The 15,451-nt window shown below is 68.9% G+C and carries 15 protein-coding genes, 1 tRNA gene and 1 pseudogene; 10 read left to right on the top strand and 7 right to left on the bottom strand.

Annotation, left to right across the window (positions count from 1 at the left end; genetic code table 11):
* Window positions 1–97 precede the first annotated feature (97 nt).
* Window positions 98–502 carry a secondary thiamine-phosphate synthase enzyme YjbQ gene (locus VM221_07915; protein ID HUT74745.1) on the bottom strand — a complete coding sequence of 135 codons (405 nt, stop codon included), beginning with the start codon at window positions 500–502 and terminating at the stop codon, window positions 98–100.
* 14 nt (window positions 503–516) lie between these two features.
* Window positions 517–1,896, bottom strand: coding sequence for an MFS transporter (locus VM221_07920; GenBank protein ID HUT74746.1), 1,380 nt, complete (start codon window positions 1,894–1,896; stop codon window positions 517–519).
* Between the two features lie 391 nt (window positions 1,897–2,287).
* Here VM221_07920 and VM221_07925 point away from each other — a divergent pair, with 391 nt between their 5' ends.
* From VM221_07925 to VM221_07955, 7 genes are all read left to right on the top strand, one after another.
* Window positions 2,288–2,578, top strand: coding sequence for a hypothetical protein (locus VM221_07925; protein HUT74747.1), 291 nt, complete (start codon window positions 2,288–2,290; stop codon window positions 2,576–2,578).
* A 623-nt stretch (window positions 2,579–3,201) separates the two neighbouring features.
* Complete coding sequence (locus VM221_07930) at window positions 3,202–3,414, top strand: hypothetical protein (protein HUT74748.1); 213 nt, start codon at window positions 3,202–3,204, stop codon at window positions 3,412–3,414.
* Window positions 3,415–3,860: 446 nt separating this feature from the next.
* Window positions 3,861–5,054, top strand: coding sequence for a prepilin-type N-terminal cleavage/methylation domain-containing protein (locus VM221_07935; GenBank protein ID HUT74749.1), 1,194 nt, complete (start codon window positions 3,861–3,863; stop codon window positions 5,052–5,054).
* Between the two features lie 579 nt (window positions 5,055–5,633).
* Window positions 5,634–5,709 (top strand) — tRNA-Arg (locus VM221_07940).
* Between the two features lie 88 nt (window positions 5,710–5,797).
* Window positions 5,798–6,073: a hypothetical protein gene (locus tag VM221_07945; protein HUT74750.1), complete on the top strand. Its 276-nt coding sequence runs from the start codon at window positions 5,798–5,800 to the stop codon at window positions 6,071–6,073.
* A 211-nt stretch (window positions 6,074–6,284) separates the two neighbouring features.
* The gene (locus tag VM221_07950; GenBank protein ID HUT74751.1) at window positions 6,285–6,992 is read left to right on the top strand and encodes a hypothetical protein; all 708 of its coding nucleotides are present in this window, start codon (window positions 6,285–6,287) and stop codon (window positions 6,990–6,992) included.
* Window positions 6,993–7,192: 200 nt separating this feature from the next.
* Window positions 7,193–7,693, top strand: a complete 501-nt coding sequence (locus tag VM221_07955) for a hypothetical protein (GenBank protein HUT74752.1) — start codon at window positions 7,193–7,195, stop codon at window positions 7,691–7,693.
* Between the two features lie 127 nt (window positions 7,694–7,820).
* Here VM221_07955 and VM221_07960 read toward each other — a convergent pair whose 3' ends face one another.
* Window positions 7,821–8,390, bottom strand: a complete 570-nt coding sequence (locus tag VM221_07960) for a hypothetical protein (protein HUT74753.1) — start codon at window positions 8,388–8,390, stop codon at window positions 7,821–7,823.
* Window positions 8,391–8,487: 97 nt separating this feature from the next.
* Window positions 8,488–9,702, bottom strand: a complete 1,215-nt coding sequence (locus VM221_07965; protein ID HUT74754.1) for a hypothetical protein — start codon at window positions 9,700–9,702, stop codon at window positions 8,488–8,490.
* 191 nt (window positions 9,703–9,893) lie between these two features.
* Between VM221_07965 and VM221_07970 the strand changes: the two genes are divergently transcribed.
* The 3 genes from VM221_07970 to VM221_07980 are packed head-to-tail and all read left to right on the top strand — an operon-like array spanning window position 9,894 to window position 12,851.
* A complete protein-coding gene (locus tag VM221_07970; GenBank protein HUT74755.1) occupies window positions 9,894–10,403 on the top strand; it encodes a sigma-70 family RNA polymerase sigma factor in 510 nt (169 codons plus the stop codon).
* Window positions 10,400–11,083 (top strand): hypothetical protein, encoded by a 684-nt coding sequence (locus VM221_07975; protein HUT74756.1) that lies wholly within the window; start codon window positions 10,400–10,402, stop codon window positions 11,081–11,083. Before VM221_07970 ends, VM221_07975 begins: the two co-directional genes overlap by 4 nt.
* A gap of 1 nt (window position 11,084) precedes the next feature.
* Entirely contained in the window at window positions 11,085–12,851 is a 1,767-nt protein-coding gene (locus VM221_07980; GenBank protein HUT74757.1) for a hypothetical protein, read from the top strand.
* A gap of 136 nt (window positions 12,852–12,987) precedes the next feature.
* On the opposite strand, the gene VM221_07985 is transcribed toward VM221_07980, so the two are convergent.
* The 3 genes and pseudogenes from VM221_07985 to VM221_07995 form a co-directional block, all read right to left on the bottom strand.
* Entirely contained in the window at window positions 12,988–13,776 is a 789-nt protein-coding gene (locus VM221_07985; protein HUT74758.1) for an NlpC/P60 family protein, read from the bottom strand.
* Between the two features lie 206 nt (window positions 13,777–13,982).
* Window positions 13,983–14,114: pseudogene (locus tag VM221_07990) on the bottom strand (heavy metal-binding domain-containing protein).
* Between the two features lie 108 nt (window positions 14,115–14,222).
* Window positions 14,223–15,451: efflux RND transporter permease subunit (locus VM221_07995; protein HUT74759.1), on the bottom strand; the 1,229-nt coding region annotated here is incomplete at its 5' end.

Here is a 15,451-nt window from a genome sequence, read left to right on the forward strand (position 1 = left end):
GTCGGTGCCGCAGCCATAGCACATCTTCGGATTGCCCACCAGCTCCATTGAGCGCCTCTTTCCCTGCGGATTTCCACCGGATCACCGGCTGCAGGTTCTAGCCCGCATCCGCGTGAATATTGACCGCCACGCGGCGGGTGCGCGGGCCGTCGAACTCGCACAGGTAGATCCCCTGCCAGGCGCCGAGCACGAGCGCGCGGTCTTGAAACAGCACGGTCTGACAGCACCCCATCAGGCTCGCTTTGACGTGGGCCGGGGAGTTGCCCTCGCCGTGGCTGTAGCGCGCACCGTCAGGCGCCATGCGCTCCAGCGCCGCCAGCAGGTCCGCCCCCACCGCGGGGTCGGCGTTCTCGTTGATGGTGATGCCCGCGGTCGTGTGGGGGACGAACACGTGCACAACCCCGCTGGCGGCGCCGGATTCGCGCACCGCGGACGCGACCTGTTCGGTGATCTCCACCAGCTGCGCGCGGGCGCGCGTCGAGACGGTGAATTGATGTGTCACTGCGGCCTCCAGGTTCAGCGGCGTCGGAGCCGTCGCATCGCATCGCCCGCCGCCTCCATGGAACCCCGCAAGGCGTTCGCCACCAGCTCCCGGGGGGGACGTGCGGCGGGCTCCGGCAGCTGCGGCACGAATACGGCAAGGTGGATCACCCGCATGACGGTTGAGACCAGGAACACCACGTGCAGGTTCACGACCTTAAACCCGCCGATGGTCGTCTGCCAACCCGCCAGCGACTGCGCGATCACGCCGCCCACGATCGGCGCCGCCGCTCCCACCAGCCCCGCGACCAGGGCGACCCCTGCCAGGTAGGCGCTGCGCTTGGTCTCGGGCGTCATGGCGAACAGTAAGTTGACCTCGGTGACGCCCACGACCCCAGTCACCACTCCCGCGAGCACGGCGGCGGCGGTGAGCAGCAAGTGGCTGTCGTGCCCGGCCCCGCCGAACATCAGCGGCAAGGGGATGGCGAGCAAGGTCGCAACCGTCAGCACCGGCCGGTTGCCATAGTAGCTGATCTGGCGTCCGATGGCGGTCCCCAGCACCGCCGCCAGCAGCAGCGGGATCACCAGCAGGTAGAGATTGGTATAGAACTTGCCCAGCCCGACCCGTTCCAGCAGGTAGAGGGTCAGGAACTGCCCCATAATGGCGTAGCTGGCGGCGCTCGAGCCCGCATAATAGAGATAGCGGCGGAAAGCCGGGTCGCGCCAGGGCACGGTCAAGATGGTGAGCAGCGGCGTCGGCCGCGAGGGGCGCGCCTCGTAGCGACGGGGGACGAACAAGAACATGGCGATGTCAATCGTGCCCATGACCGCCGCGAAGCCGAAGACGGCGAAAAAGGTGGCGTAGGAGCTGTTCCAGTCCAGCACCCTGCCCGCCACCAGGGCGGTGATCATGCCGCTAACGGTGGCGAGGCGGAACCGGGCGCCGAAGAAGCGCGCGCGGAGGCGCTGGGGGATTACATGCGCCATCCAGCTGACCCAGGCGGGGCTGCCTATCGAGCCCAAGGTCGAGGACAGCAACGTCAAGCACAGCAGCCCCCACAGTCTCCAGACGCCATGGCCGGCGGGAATCAGGAACGGCAGCGCCCCGACCAGGATCCACAGCGGACGCTGGAGCAAGCCGGCGGTCAGGAATATGAGCTTGCGACGGCCGGTGCGCTCGATGAAGTATGATGACGCAACTTGCCCCATCACCCCCAACACCGCGGCCGCCGACAGAAAGCCCAGCACCAGTGGGCTCGCGCCCAGGCGCACCGCAAAGGCGGTGTAGGGCGCGCCCTGCACCGCGTTGAACCAGCACGCACCGAAGACCCCCCACGACACCAGGACGAGCGTGAGGTCGGTGCGCAACCGCGCGGCGGAGTCCGGGCTCGGTGCAGTCTCGTTGGGTTCGGACACAGGTGCAGCGCCTGTTCCCATAATGGCGAGGGATAAGAGCAGGTTAGGTCCTGCTTGGGGAAACGTTGGTTAACACAACTTCCAAGGGCGGACCTAACTACAGAGCAGTATGCAGCAAGCGCGGAGGAATCGTCAAGCGGTGCCGGATCGGGAGCGGGCAGTAGTAGTGGGGATTGATATCAGCAAGCGGTGGGTGGACTACGGGCGACCCAAGACGGCACGGGGTTTGCGCAGTTCGAGGCATATCTGGCCGCACTGCGCCAACACGAACATGAGGTGTGGGTGGGGCTGGAGCCGACCGGCGCCCAGCGGCGGCCGCCCCCACCCTTGACAGCGCGCGGGGCAGGAGCTATGCTGTGACTAGAGAAATGACGCAGCGAAGAGCGCGCGATTGAAGGTCGTGCACGTCATATTCGAGCGGCGGCATGAGGCGGAGGTGATCGGCCTGTTGCATCGCCAGATTGCAGTGCTCGACTATGCGCGTCTCGACGGCGTGGCGGTTGCGCGCGAGGTGGAGCGCCCGGGTCGCCGCGCCTACCGCAGCGATGATCACAACAGCCTGATCATCGTGGTCTGTGCTGACGAGATCGCGGACCGCATCCTGCAAGGAGTGAGGGGTCTGCGGCAGCGCGTGGAGCAAGGGGTGCGCGCGTACTCGATGTCGGCGCAGGAGGCGGCCTGAAGTGGCCTCCTGCTCGGATTATTGGCCGGGACAAGGGCCCCACCAGATAGCGGAGCGGAGGGGCCTAACATATCGGCCGCAGTTGCAGCGTCCCGGCCCCTGCGGCTGCCGGCCCGTATGGCCGGCCCGGTCGCGGGGCCCGGGTTGCGCCTGAGCCTGCACGGAGGTGATCTTCCATGCCCGACAAGGCACATACCACCAAGCGCGAAGACAAGAAGAAGCCGGCCAAGAGCATCAAGGAGAAGCGACGGGAGAAGAGGAACAAGAAGCAGCAGTCGGTGCTCGGAGGTTGAGGCCGCCTCGGCCGGGATGTCACGGGCGGGGGCGCCCATGCTCCAATCATCCTCTCCTGGCCGCCGCGCCCGCGCCATGGAGCCTGGCCGCCTCGGCCGGGATGTCACGGCAGAACGTCGGTTCGCGTCACCTGCGCAAGAATACCGACCACGGCGCTTGACAACCGGCGCGATTCGCAATATATTTTCTATCGGAAGGATTACTGCCTACGCCGCAGAATCCCACCCAATAGAAGAACGAGTAAGGCGCCCTCCCGATGGGTATATTGCGAGGTGCGAGTCGGTGTTACACCACAAGGCCCCGGCAGCGGGGGCAGGAGGAACTAAGCGTTGAAAAAGCAGGTGAGCCCCATCGTCACGGTAATCGTGATCCTCGTCGTGGTGGTCATCGTCGCGATGCTGTGGATCTACTTCGGCAACCCGCGGGAAGAGTACTTCCCGGATCGCCCCGGCCAGGAGCGAGGCCAGGAACCCGTCGAGCCAGAGGGTGCCGCACCGGCTCCGGGTGGCGCAGGAAATGTTGAGACCCCGCCAGGCGGCTGAGTCGCAGCCCCGTGACATTGCCCGCAGGCAGGCGGCGCGGGGTGACGTGTAGCGTATGACCGCTTCTGGCGAGGCGGAGATTTGAAAAGGCCGTCGGCACGGGACGCAGCCCGCGTCGAAGCGAATGTGAGCGACCGGTGGCGGGTGCGGGGAGGCGCCGCACGAAAGCCGGGCCATTGGAGCACCGACGGAGGATGTCATTCTGAGCCAGAGGCGAAGAATCTTGGAAGTGGCTATCATCCGAGACAAGATCCTTCGCTGCGCTCAGGATGACAGTTATGCGGCTAACGGTTACGACATACCAGGGTATGCTGGGCCGGAAGGGAGGTGAAGGTACGCGATCGGCCCGAGGAACTGACTTCTTAGCTTGCACTGCCCCCGGCCGCATCGGGTCGGGTGGCAGAGGCGGAAAGCGTTCGCATGAACTCTAAGGAGGCAACTTGAACATGCGAAGGAATCGCGGTTTTACCTTGATCGAGTTGCTGGTCGTGATTGCGATCATCGCAATCTTGGCGGCAATTCTGTTCCCCGTGTTCGCCCGAGCGCGGGAAGCGGCCCGCAAGGCCACTTGTCTGTCCAACGTCAGGCAGATCACCTTGGCGTGCCTGATGTATGCCAACGACTATGATGACTGCCTGCCGGCGGCGGACGCCAACCAGATGAGCGGGCAGGCCCACGTGCTCACCCGCTCCCCGGTGGCGATTGCGCCGCTGACCGCGCCGCTGGTTGACGTCACCACGGACCCGGGGCGTGTCCGCGACAAGCTGTGGGGTGCCTACCGGGGCGAGTTCCTGGGCCACTATGTGTACCCGACCGACGCCCAGTACATCGGGACTCCCCGGCATCCAATCATGGGCAACCCGTACGCCTGGGGCAAGTGGGTTCTCCCTGACCTGTTGCGCCCGTACATGAAGAACATCCAGATCTTCAACTGCCCGACCCTGTCCAAGAAGGATCCGTGGCAGTTATGCGGGTTCGTGGTTCAGGCCGCGACCGTTCCCATCATCCCCGGCGTCAACAAGTGCATGTGGGACGGTTGTTACACCTATGCCTGCCTGCACCACGACTACGGCACACTGGGCAGCCATTACGACCTGGGAGACGGCTGCAGCGGCACCTGGAACCAGGCCTGTGGTTACGAGGCCCATGACATAGACGGCTACACCCAGCCAGCGGGCCCGTCGAGCTGGTACCCGTACCGCAACATTAACTGTGGCAACTACAAATGGCTGTTCGACCGGGCCAGGGTGCTGGGCATCCTGCCTGCAGGCCCCTCGCCGACGACTGACCAGTACTACAGGCCCTATGAGTACGCGCCTTGCAGTATACAGCTTGGCTACTTCGACGATCCGGCTGCCAAGCCGCTGGTATGGTGCGACGCGATCAGCGTCCACGAGGGCTACAGCGTGGCGTACGGCATGACGCACCAGGAGCCCTCGACCGACCCGCCTGGACCGAACCCGGCCTTGCCGTGGTCAACCGCGACCAACAACGTGGGTTTGGCCCCGAACATCCACACCGCGAGGCCGGTCGGCTTCGTGGATGGTCACGCCAAGTACGTGAACCAGACCTTCTACGACTACCTGAGGTACCTGTTCCGGCCGAATGCCGAGGGCGATGGAGACATACGCTCGTTCTAGCCGGTCCTGAGTGACGGACAGTCGCGAGGCATCTGGTAACCGTCGAGATGCCGAGCAGGTTCTCGACCCGCCCCGACGACCATCGGGGCGGGTCGGCTTTTCCCCCTCCGACGGGTGTGACCGCTTTTCGTTGGTGGAGTTGACCGGAGAGGTGGCGCCATGCATCCCACGTGGAGCATAGGCGCCCTCGCCTGTGTCATCTGGCGACCCGACGAGGCGGGTCGCCCACACGGCCGGGGCGGCCATGCTCCATGGGTTGAGCCTCATCCCAATAGGCTCGTAGTCGCGCATTTGGATGTGGCCCAACCGCCCTCGGTGGCTAGGTCGCAAGCGACCGCCACGTCCCTAGGTCCCGACTTCGTCGGGCCGGGATGGCGGCGGCTACTAGCCGCCTAGCCAGCGGCCAACGGCCTAGCCGCTGTGAAGGGGGCGCACGCCGTGCGCCCCTACAGGTTCTCGCGACCGATCCCAACTTTCCGCGGTCACACCCCGGCAGGGGCCGTTGGACGAGCGCCCGCGGGTGCGGTATAATCAGGATCATCGCGGCCTGGCACCGGCATCGCCCGCTCGGCGCCTTGCGCCCCCGTAGCTCAGCGGATAGAGCGAGGGCGTCCTAAGCCCTGCGTCGCCCGTTCGATTCGGGCCGGGGGCGCCATTTTTCCCGCGATGTCGCGGCCACCGCGCGGGCACGCGCCGCCAACGGTGGCTGAATGCTTGCCCCGCCCGGACGAGGGTAGCTCGACGTGAGGTGGGCGCGGATCCGAGCAGCCGACGACCTGCCGCCGTCGCTGGAGCCGCAGCGCCGGCGGGCGGAACGTGCGCTGGGCATGCGGGTGTGGGTGCGCGGCGTGCGCAGGCAAGGCCACTCCTTCCGCGGCCGCGCCGTGCGCCGCCGGGGCTGGGTGGTGGTCGAGTACCAGTTGGCCGAGGGCGGGTACTTCTGGCACCTCCCCATCATCGAGGAGATCCTCGCTCGTCTCGCCGCGGGAGAGACCGAAGTCCAGTTGGAGAATCCCTGACCGAGATCACGCGTAACCAGCGCGTGGCATTGGGTGAGGAGCGGCCGCGATTTCCCCTGGAGTCGCGGTGCGCGCCCAAGGGATTCGCCGCCCCGCCGCTTGGCGCCCGGCGGCCGGCAGGTAAGCGATTGCCTAGCGGCGAAGAGATGCCGGCGGTCGCCCACCGGAGCTCGACCGGGGCGACGATACCACGGTGGAGGGAGCTGAAATCATGGGGAGACTGACAGCCGCGATTCTCGCAGTAGTGGCAGTGCTCGCGCTGTGGGCGGTCCCGGCGCTGGCGGGGGACATCGTGACCATGCCCACGGCCAACCAGGTCGGCGCGGGCCAGGTGGACCTGGCGCAGTACTACATCAAGTACGACTACCCGCCGGGCTTGCCCGGCCACGTTTACTTCACCACCATGTACGTCGGCGTGACCGATCGCGTGGAGATTGACGTATGGTACGCCGACCCCGACACCATGCCCAATGAGACCATCCTCAACGCCACCGCGCTGCTCCTGAGCGAGCGCAAGGGCGACTACGCGGACGTGGTGGTGGGGGTGCGCGACCTGGGCCAGGACCTCAGGCATCTGTTCGGCCCGGACTTCGAGCGCGGCGTGTTCGTGGCCGCCGCCAAGACCTTGAATCCGCCGGCCGGCCCGCCGACCGCCGCGAATTGCCCCATCTGGCGCCTGCACCTGGGTGCCGGTCAGGAGCTGGGCCTGGCCACCGACCTCAATCACCCCAATCGCGACAGCGTGTTTGGCGGCGTTCAGGCGCTGCTGACGCCGGCCGTGGGCGCCATCGCCCTGTGGGATGGAACCGACGATATCGTGGGTCTGACCTACACCCCCGACCCCGCCGGCCCGACCTATAAGGGCGGTGTCTTCGGCGACCACTGGTGGGTGGGGGTGAACTACACGTTCAACAAGTAGCTCGAACGCGCCCGGCGTCCGCCCCCCGTGTCGGGCAGTTGTCCGCGCCGCAGGCGGAGATCCCGTGCCGCTTGGGACTCCGCCTGCGGCGCCCTCGCTCCGGGCAGCCCCCACTCGCGCCCTGGAGGCGGCGCCGATCAAGCACCTGCGAACTTTGTCTCAATCGTCGCGCCGTTCCTGGAATAATAGCATCAACGGCCATGATCCCTCTTCGCTCGCACACGCCGCCGGCGCCGCAGTCCAAACGAGTCGCGGCCTCCCTTCGAGAACGCAGGCTGCGGCAGGGGTTCACCCTCGTCGAGCTGGCGGTCTTGCTGATCGTGATCGGCGTGATCGCCCTCATAATCATCCCCCAGGTGCTGGGGGCCGCACGGCGCTCCAACGAGAGCGCGCTGCGGGGTGACCTGGCGAACTTCCGCGTCGCCATCGAGCACTTCCACGCTGACTGCGGGGGCTTCCCGCCGCGCCTGGAGGACGTCTTCGCCTGGAGCGGGGAGCACGTCAGCTCCAGGTTCGACGGCTCCGGACGGGAGCTCGACCTGGCGTCCTATCGCGGGCCCTATCTGCGCACCGGCGACATGCTGGCGCCGCTCGACCCCTTCACCGGCAAGCGCGACTGGCGCTATGACGGCGCCTCCGGTGAGGTGCACTCCAACAGCGACGACACCGGTCGCGACGGCACGCCCTACTCCACGTGGTGACGGGTAGAGGCGTTTGCGCGACACCCCGGTGCAGCGTGGGCAAGTCCCGCCGTGCTCCCGCTGCTGGTGCTTCCGACGTTGGCGGCGATCCGCGCCCGCTTGCCCCGCGAGCGGACGGCTGGCGGGACTACTTCTTCGCGCCGGCGTCGGACGCGGGGGCGGGCTCGATCTTGACTCTCACCAGCTCGCGGCGGATCTGCGCGCCGGTGACGTCCCCCTCATGACGCCACAGCTCCTGGTTGTCCGCGTCGAAGATGATGGTGGTAGGGAACTTCGCCACCTTGTGCCGCGCGATCGAAGCCGGCGTCGTCATTGGGGTTACCAGGACTACCGACAAGGCGCCCCTGTAATCCGCCGCCAGCTGCGCCAGCATGTCTCGTTCGGCCCGTTCCTGGGCCTGGTCCTGGCGCGCCTGCGCGAGCTTCGCGGGGTCTTCCTCGTGCTCGTCCGGCCGGGGATGATAGGCGAAATACCCCAGCACCGGCAGCGCGAGGCGCAGCGCCCGCGACAAGTTGAGCGTGACCTTCCCGTCACCGGGCTCCGCGGCCGGTTCCTGTCCAAGCGCCTGCTGAGAATACCCCGCCACCTGCTCGTCCACCGCGCTGGTGGGGCCCCGGTGCCGGCTGCTTGCCGCCAGCACCAAGCTCACGACGACCAGGGCGCCGATCGCGATCCACCCGAGATACATCCTTTTCACCGGCTTGCTCCCCTTCGCATCCTCTAATTCACCATTATACCACCGTCGGGCGATTGGCGCGTACACTGCGTTCCGCTCGTCTCCGCGGTTCCCCGGCCTAGAGCAGACCCGCAAGCCGGGCGGCCGCCGCCGCGGGAGTCGTCTCGCCCTCCAGGCACGACCTGGTGACCTGCGCAAAGCGCTCCGCGGTCCCCCGCGCCCGCAGCTCCGGCGACAGCGGCAGCGAGCGCGCGGCCGCGCCGCTTAGGGCCTTCCACCGGGCGCCGCTGAGCTGGTCCCACGCTCCCACCACCGCCGGCAGCAATCCCGCCCGCTGCGCCAGCGCCGACTGGAACTCGTCCGACAGCAGGACCTCGGACGCAAACAGCCGCGCCGCCGGTTGGTGGCTCGACTTGCGTGGCAGCACGGCGCCATAGGCCGCGCACAGCGTTCCGTGCTCGACCGCCCCCGGCGGCAGCCACAGCACTCCCCGGCCGCCGTCGCCGCCTGGGGCGCCGCGCTGTCCCGCCCACCACAGCCGCGGCAGGCTGCCGTCGCTTGCCGCGGGTTTGCTTGCCCAACCCTCGGCAATGCCGCGCCGCCACCAGGCCAGGGCCTCGCCGGCGCCGCCCATCAGCATCGCCTGCGTGAGATGAGGCCTCGCAGCTCGCGCCGTTGACAGCACCACGGCCGCCGCCCAGGGCCCTCGCCAGTCTGCGCCCAACGCGGGCGCGCCCGGTGAGCTCAACTTCCGCGCCGCGCTCGCCAGCCGCTCCAGCGAATCCGGGATAGCGGCGCTGTCCGGCCCCGCCACCGTCAGGCAGGTCAGCTCCAGCGCCACCGGCAGCATCACCTGCTTGCCCGCGATCCGGCCCGCCTCCAGGCCCGCGGGCGCCAGCCGCATCTTTCGGCTCGCCACCAGGTCGTCCCACGGCTCCAGCAGCCCTGCCTGCGCCCACCCCGCCAGGTACGCCTCCGCGCCGATCAGCAGGTCCACCTTCGACTCGCCCTTGCGCCACATCGCTTCGTAGGCGCGCATCTTCTCATCTCGCGCGTCAACGACGACGACATCGAGATCGCGGTGGGTGCGCGCGAAGGAACGGCCGGCGTCAATCAGCGCCAGGCGGAAAGCATCATCGGCGGGCGCGACGATGGTGAGCTTGGTCGTCGGGCGCGCCGCCTTCCGCGGCCAGGAGACGAAGGCTCCAACGCCAGCCGCGACGACCACCACCAGCGCGATCACGCGCACCTCGGGCGAGAGGCGAGAAAACCACGAACGGCGCTTGCGAGGCGGTGGGGCTTTGCGCTTGCGGCGGCTGCGAGACCTGGACATGGGGGATTCCCGGTAGTATCCTCAGCCCAGCAATTCGGCGGCGGCGGGCGACCCTCCTGCCCCGGATGAGGCCCACTGCCCCCACGGCGAACTTTCGCCGGGCGTCAACTGTCAATACCATCGGGAGAAGACGGATTAGCGCGAGGTCAACAGCGGCCTTGGATCAACTCCGCGTCCGGCGCCCCGAGGCCATGGCGCATCCTGACGCCGACCTGGTCGCCGCCTGCCGGCAGGGTGACCGGCGTGCTTTCGACGCGCTGCTCGAACGCCACCGGGGGTGGGTGCTCAACCTCGCCTACCAGATGCTGGGCGCCGCCGACGAGGCGCAGGACGCGGCGCAGGAGGTTTTGGTGCGCGTCTTCACTCGACTCGGGGGATTTCGCGGGGAGGCGACATTCGCAACCTGGTTGCGGCGCATCACCGTCAACGAGTGCATCAACCGCCTGGGCCGGCGCGGGCGCGAGGGGGAGCTGCCACCGGAGTTGGCGTCGGCGCGGTCTTCCCCCGACGAAGGAGTTGCGGTGCGCGCCGCCATCCAGTCGCTATCGCCGCCGCTGCGGGCGGCGCTGGTGCTGCGCGAGCTGCACGGCGCGTCGTACCGGGAGATCGCGCATATTCTGCGGGTGCCGGTGGGCACGGTGCGCTCGCGCCTGGCCGCCGCGCGCGAGAAGCTGCGCGAGCTGTTGAGCGAAGAAGCATGACTGATTCACACTGCGAGCACATGCGCGAGCTGCTGTCGGCGCTGTTGGATGAAGAGCCAACCTTTGTCTGTGCCGGGGAGAGGCGGGGGGAGGGTGGCATGGCCGGGGCCTTGGACCCTCTCTCGGTCTCCCCCTTGAAAGGGGGAGAAGTCAACCTTTCCGGTGACGAGCGGCGCGCCGCCGACGGCCATCTGGCCGAGTGCGCCGCCTGCCGTCGGTGGTTCGAGGGGACCAAGGCTGCGTGTCAGCGGCTGAAGCTGCATCCGGTGATCGAGGCGCATCCCGGCTTCGACGCGGCGGTGATGGCGCGCGTCACCGCCGGCCCGTTGACCCGCGTGGCGGACGCGCTGGACAACTGGATCTGCACCCCGGCGCGGCAGATCGCTGCCGCCACCGCCGGCGCGCTGGTGCTGTCGGGGCTGCTGCTGTGGGGGGCAGCGTGGGTCGTCATCGCCACCTCGCCGCCGAGGGCCGACGCCGCCGCGCGACACCTCTCCCTGGAAGGGAGAGGTGGGGTGAGGGTGCACCCCGATGACCTGCCGCCCATCCTGCGCGGCGATGCCATCTCCGGCCCCGACCTGCTGGGACGGCCGCTTGCGGTGACGCCGCCGCGCCCGCTTGATCTGTGGCCGGAGTTCTTGCGCCGTCGGGTGCAACCGCAGCGGCCGGAGGAGCAGTGAGATGCGGATGACGCCAAGGCTGGTCAAGGTGCTGGCGATACTCGTGGGCGCGCTGGTGGTGATCCTCGCCGCCTCGCGGGAGCTGCGGCTGACCGCCAGGGACCAGGCGTGGCTGCTGATCAGCCTGGTCGCCGGCCGGCCGGATCCGTTCTCCTCCTCCGTGCTGAGCGGCGAGCTGCCGAAAGGAGTGTCGGCAGAGCTGCGGCGGCACTGGCAGTGGCTGGTGCTGGAGGGGGTGGGGGCCAGCTATGCTCGGCACGGCGAGGCCGAGCCGGACCGGGTGGGCGCGCTGTCGCGGGCGCTGCGGGCCGCCCCCGCCGACCGGCGGACGATGATCCGCTGTCAGCTTGCCATCGCTTACGCCCAGCGCATGGGAACCCTGCGCCCCGAACTGGCTACGCCGAGGGAAAGGCTGCGCAGGCCCAGGCCACCTGCGAATCCGAGCGTCGCGCCGCAGGTGATAGACCACGCATCCGCCGCGTGGAAGGCCGAGCCGGATAACGCGCTGTATCCGCAGCTCATCGCCGGCGCGTACCTGGCTCAGCACCGGGACGCCGACGCCCTGCACATGCTGGAGCGCGCGGCGAGCCTCGAGCGCTGGAGCAACCACCGCCGCGAGGTAGAGGAGGCAGTGATCGAGGCATGGCGGCTGCAAGGCAAAACCCGCGTGTTTGCCAAGGCCGGCACTTCCTTTGAGGGGCTGGGATCGGAGGTCGTCACCCGGGTCGCGGCCACCGCCGCGCTCGTCGGCCACCAGGCGCGGCAGGCGGGGGACAATGCGCTGGCCATTCGCTGGTACGGGGCGGTGTTCGGGATGGAGCCGCAGATGCTGCGGTCGGGCGGGATGGCCGCGCTGGGGATAGCGGGGGCGGTCGCTGCTCCGTTCGGCCCGAGCCTGCACCTGCGGGGCCGCGGACTCTACGACCCCTTGGTCAACCACGCCGAGGAGATACTCGCCTTCGGCCGGCTGTATGACTACCTGGTCGAGCACGGCGCGGACAAGCTGGCGGAGCAGGCGCTGGTCGCGGCCGGACGAAGCAAGGCCGTGCGCGACATGCTGCAAATGGACTGGGGGGTCCGCGGCGCGTTCAGTCGGTATGGGCCTTGGCGGAGATATATGTCCTGGTGGGCTGGTCAGTGGCTGGTGCTGCTGTGCCTGGTGGTGCTGTGGCTGGTGGTGTGCATTGTCGCCGCCGCAATCGCGGGTTTGGTGACGCTGGCGGCGCGGCGGCTCCGGGGAAGGCGGATTCCGGCGGACGCCGGCAAGTCATCCGCAGTGCTCGTCGCGCGCATCGTGCTGGTCGTCGTCCCGATCGCGGTGGTGGCGAGCCTGCTGCCGTGGGTGGTGGTCCTGGTGTCATCACCGCCGGTGCGGTTCGAGGACCGCATCAGCCTGTTGGCGATCCTCGAGGCCGCGATCGCGCTTATCGTAGTGGTTGGCGCGACCACCATGGTGGAGAAGTGGATCTCGCGCCGGGAATCCGCGGAGCCGGGCTTGATGGCTCGTTGGTTCCCGTCCATGCGCGCGGTGCTGGCGCGGGCGAGCGCGGCGCTGCTGGCGCTCTACCTGGTGATGTTCATCCCGGTCGGCGTGTACGGCGCGCGCTGGGAGCGACAACTGGACCGCGGCCTGCGCGAGGCGCCGATTTCCGAGTCTATGCTGCGCCGGCTGTTTCTCGGGCCGCGGCCGACGCTCCTCGCCCCGGCCGCACGGCCCGCGGTTGTGCAGCCGTCCGGCAAGTCGGAAGCCGCGCCCCGGTCGCGTTGACCATCGGCCCTGCGGCGGGACTGGGCGCGCGGCCCCTTCGCTGCGGGTCAACACTTGATCTGAGTAACAGATGAAGCCGCCGACACACGCCGACCGACGCCGACTTGTAGGGGCAAGGCATGCCTTGCCCCTACTTTCACGGCGCCCCCAGCCGGAACGGCGCGGCGAGAACGCGGCCTGCGGATGACAGCCAGCGCCGCGCGGTTTGCGCGGCCCGGCCGCCCAGGGACAGCCGCCGCGCGCCGGCGTACTTGCGCCGGTAATAGGGGCGGGCCAGGTCGCCGTCGGTGACCCGGCCCGCGCGGCTGGATGCTTGCAGGAAGCGCGTGCCCCCGCTGAAGATGCCGACGTGTGAGATGCCCGGCTTGTAGGTGTCGCGGAAGAAGACGAGGTCTCCGGGCTGAAGCTGGCTGTCGGCGACGGGCTCGCCCAGGCGGTATAACTCCGCCGCCGAGTGGGGGAGGCTCTGCCCCAGGTCGCGGGCGGTACGCACCACCAGCCCCGAGCAGTCGAGGCCTTCGCCGCTCGCCCCACCCCAGACGTAAGGCGTACCCCGGTAGCTTTGGGCGCGCCCGAGCAGGGCGCCGCCTTGACGTGACGCGGCCGCCGTGGCGACATCGGCGCCCGCGCCGGCGGGCCCCGCTCGCGCGCTGGGAGCCACCTCGATCGGTGCGTTCAGCAGTTGCCCGTAGAATGCTCGCGCCGGTGACAGGACGGCGCTCCTTTCCCCGGTCGAGGTGGCCGAGGGCACAGTCGGGCCGGAGACCGCGGCGAGCTCACGCGCCAGGTCGCGCTCCAGGTGCGCCACGACGCGGCGCGCCGCTTGCGCCTCCACGGAGTTGGTGCGACCGAAGCCGGGCAGCTCGGGGGCCGCGGGACGACTGGCCCCGGCGGCGGAGGGCAGGACCGCCAGGGCCAGCGCCACCAGCAGGCGGCCGCAGGCTCCAAACCTGCGCCGCGTCAGATGTCGCCGGTCGCACCGGGGCGTCCGGCCCCGACAGGAGGGGGGTACCGTCGAGACCGGCGCCACCGGCGAACATGCATCTGCCCCACGGGGCCGGCTTCCGGTTGTCAGAGCGTCGGACTGCACGATGGAGATTCCTCCAAGGGCCGGTGCCCCTACTTGGCCTTGGGCTCCAGGTTCATGCCGCAAGTCGGGCACTTGCCGGGCTTATCCGACACCACCTCGGGATGCATGGGGCAGGTATAGACGGTCCCCGCCTCCGCCGCAGCGGGGGTCGCGGTGGGGGGTGTCGCCTCCACCGTCGGATTCGCGGTGTCCGCCGCCTTGCCCCCCGCACAGCCCGCCAGCAGCACTCCGATCACCAGCAGCGCCGCGGCTGCCGCGATCACCCACAGTACGCGCTTCATTCACTCATCCTCCTTGTTGGTCGGGGTGGTCGCACCCCGTATTGCGTGGTCGTCATCGCGCGGGACCCATCGCACCGAACGGCCACGCCACAGCGAATAGATGGCGGGTACGATCTCCAGCGTCAAGATGCTGGAGGTGATGACGCCTCCGATCATGGGCGCGGCGATGCGGCGCATGACGTCGGCGCCGGAGCCGTGCGCCCACATCAGGGGCAGCAGCCCCGCCAAGATGCACATCACGGTCATCAGCTTGGGGCGCACGCGCTGCACCGCGCCGTCGGTGATGGCGCGGAAGAGGTCGTGCTGGGTGTTCATGCGGCCCTCCGCCCGGTAGCGGTTATAGGCCTCGTCCAGGTACACCAGCATCACCACCCCCGTCTCCGCCGCCAACCCCGCCAGGGCGATCATGCCCACCCACACCGCGACGCTCAGGTTATAGTGGTTGAGGTAGAGCATCCAGATGCTGCCGGTGAGCGCGAACGGCACTGACAGCAGCACGATCAGGGTCTGCGCCAGGGAGCGGAAGTTGAGGTAGAGCATGACGATGATGATGAGCAGGGTGATCGGCACCACGATCATCAGCCGCTGGCGGATGCGCAGCATGAACTCGTACTGCCCGGTCCACGACAGGTAATAGCCCGCGGGCATGGTGACCTGCTCCGCGACGACACGCTTGGCCTCTTCGACGTAGCCGCCGATGTCGCGCCCGGCGACGTCAATATAGACCCAGCCGGTGAGGGAGGCGTTTTCGTCCTTGATCATGGGCGGGCCGGTGTTGACGATGATGTCGGCGAGCTGGGACAGCGGCACCGCCGCCCCCAGGCGCGGCGCGCCATAGCCGCGGCCCCAGTCCGGTGCGGCGCCGGGGTCGCCCATTGCTGCCCCTGGCGCGGCCGCAGCCGGCACGGCCCCTGCGCCCGCGATTGCGGCCATGCCGCCGCCCATGCCACCGCCGATGGCGCCACCCATGGCAGCGCCCGTGCCACCAGCCATCGGGGTGTTGGATCCACCCATCGTCTGGGCCGGCATGTTCCCGGCCGAGGCCGGCATGTTCGCGGGCGAGGGCGCCCACGCTCCACCTGGCAGCGGCACCAGCACGCGGCTGAGCCGGTCGAGGTCATCGCGCAGCTCGCGCGCGTAGCGCACGTTGATGGTGAAACGCGCCGGCCCCTCGATCGTGGTGCCGATGGGGGTGCCGCCGATGGCGGTCTCGACGATCTCCTGCACCT

The sequence above is a fragment of the Armatimonadota bacterium genome, from assembly GCA_035527535.1.
Taxonomy (GTDB): domain Bacteria; phylum Armatimonadota; class Hebobacteria.

Excerpts from the sequence above, each read along its gene's own strand:
- VM221_07955 (HUT74752.1), top strand. The coding sequence starts at position 7,193 with ATGATCCCTCTTCGCTCGCACACGCCGCCGGCGCCGCAGTCCAAACGA.
- VM221_07935 (HUT74749.1), top strand. The coding sequence starts at position 3,861 with ATGCGAAGGAATCGCGGTTTTACCTTGATCGAGTTGCTGGTCGTGATT.
- VM221_07970 (HUT74755.1), top strand. The coding sequence starts at position 9,894 with ATGGCGCATCCTGACGCCGACCTGGTCGCCGCCTGCCGGCAGGGTGAC.
- VM221_07975 (HUT74756.1), top strand. The coding sequence starts at position 10,400 with ATGACTGATTCACACTGCGAGCACATGCGCGAGCTGCTGTCGGCGCTG.
- VM221_07950 (HUT74751.1), top strand. The coding sequence starts at position 6,285 with ATGGGGAGACTGACAGCCGCGATTCTCGCAGTAGTGGCAGTGCTCGCG.
- VM221_07965 (HUT74754.1), bottom strand. The coding sequence starts at position 9,702 with ATGTCCAGGTCTCGCAGCCGCCGCAAGCGCAAAGCCCCACCGCCTCGC.
- VM221_07980 (HUT74757.1), top strand. The coding sequence starts at position 11,085 with ATGCGGATGACGCCAAGGCTGGTCAAGGTGCTGGCGATACTCGTGGGC.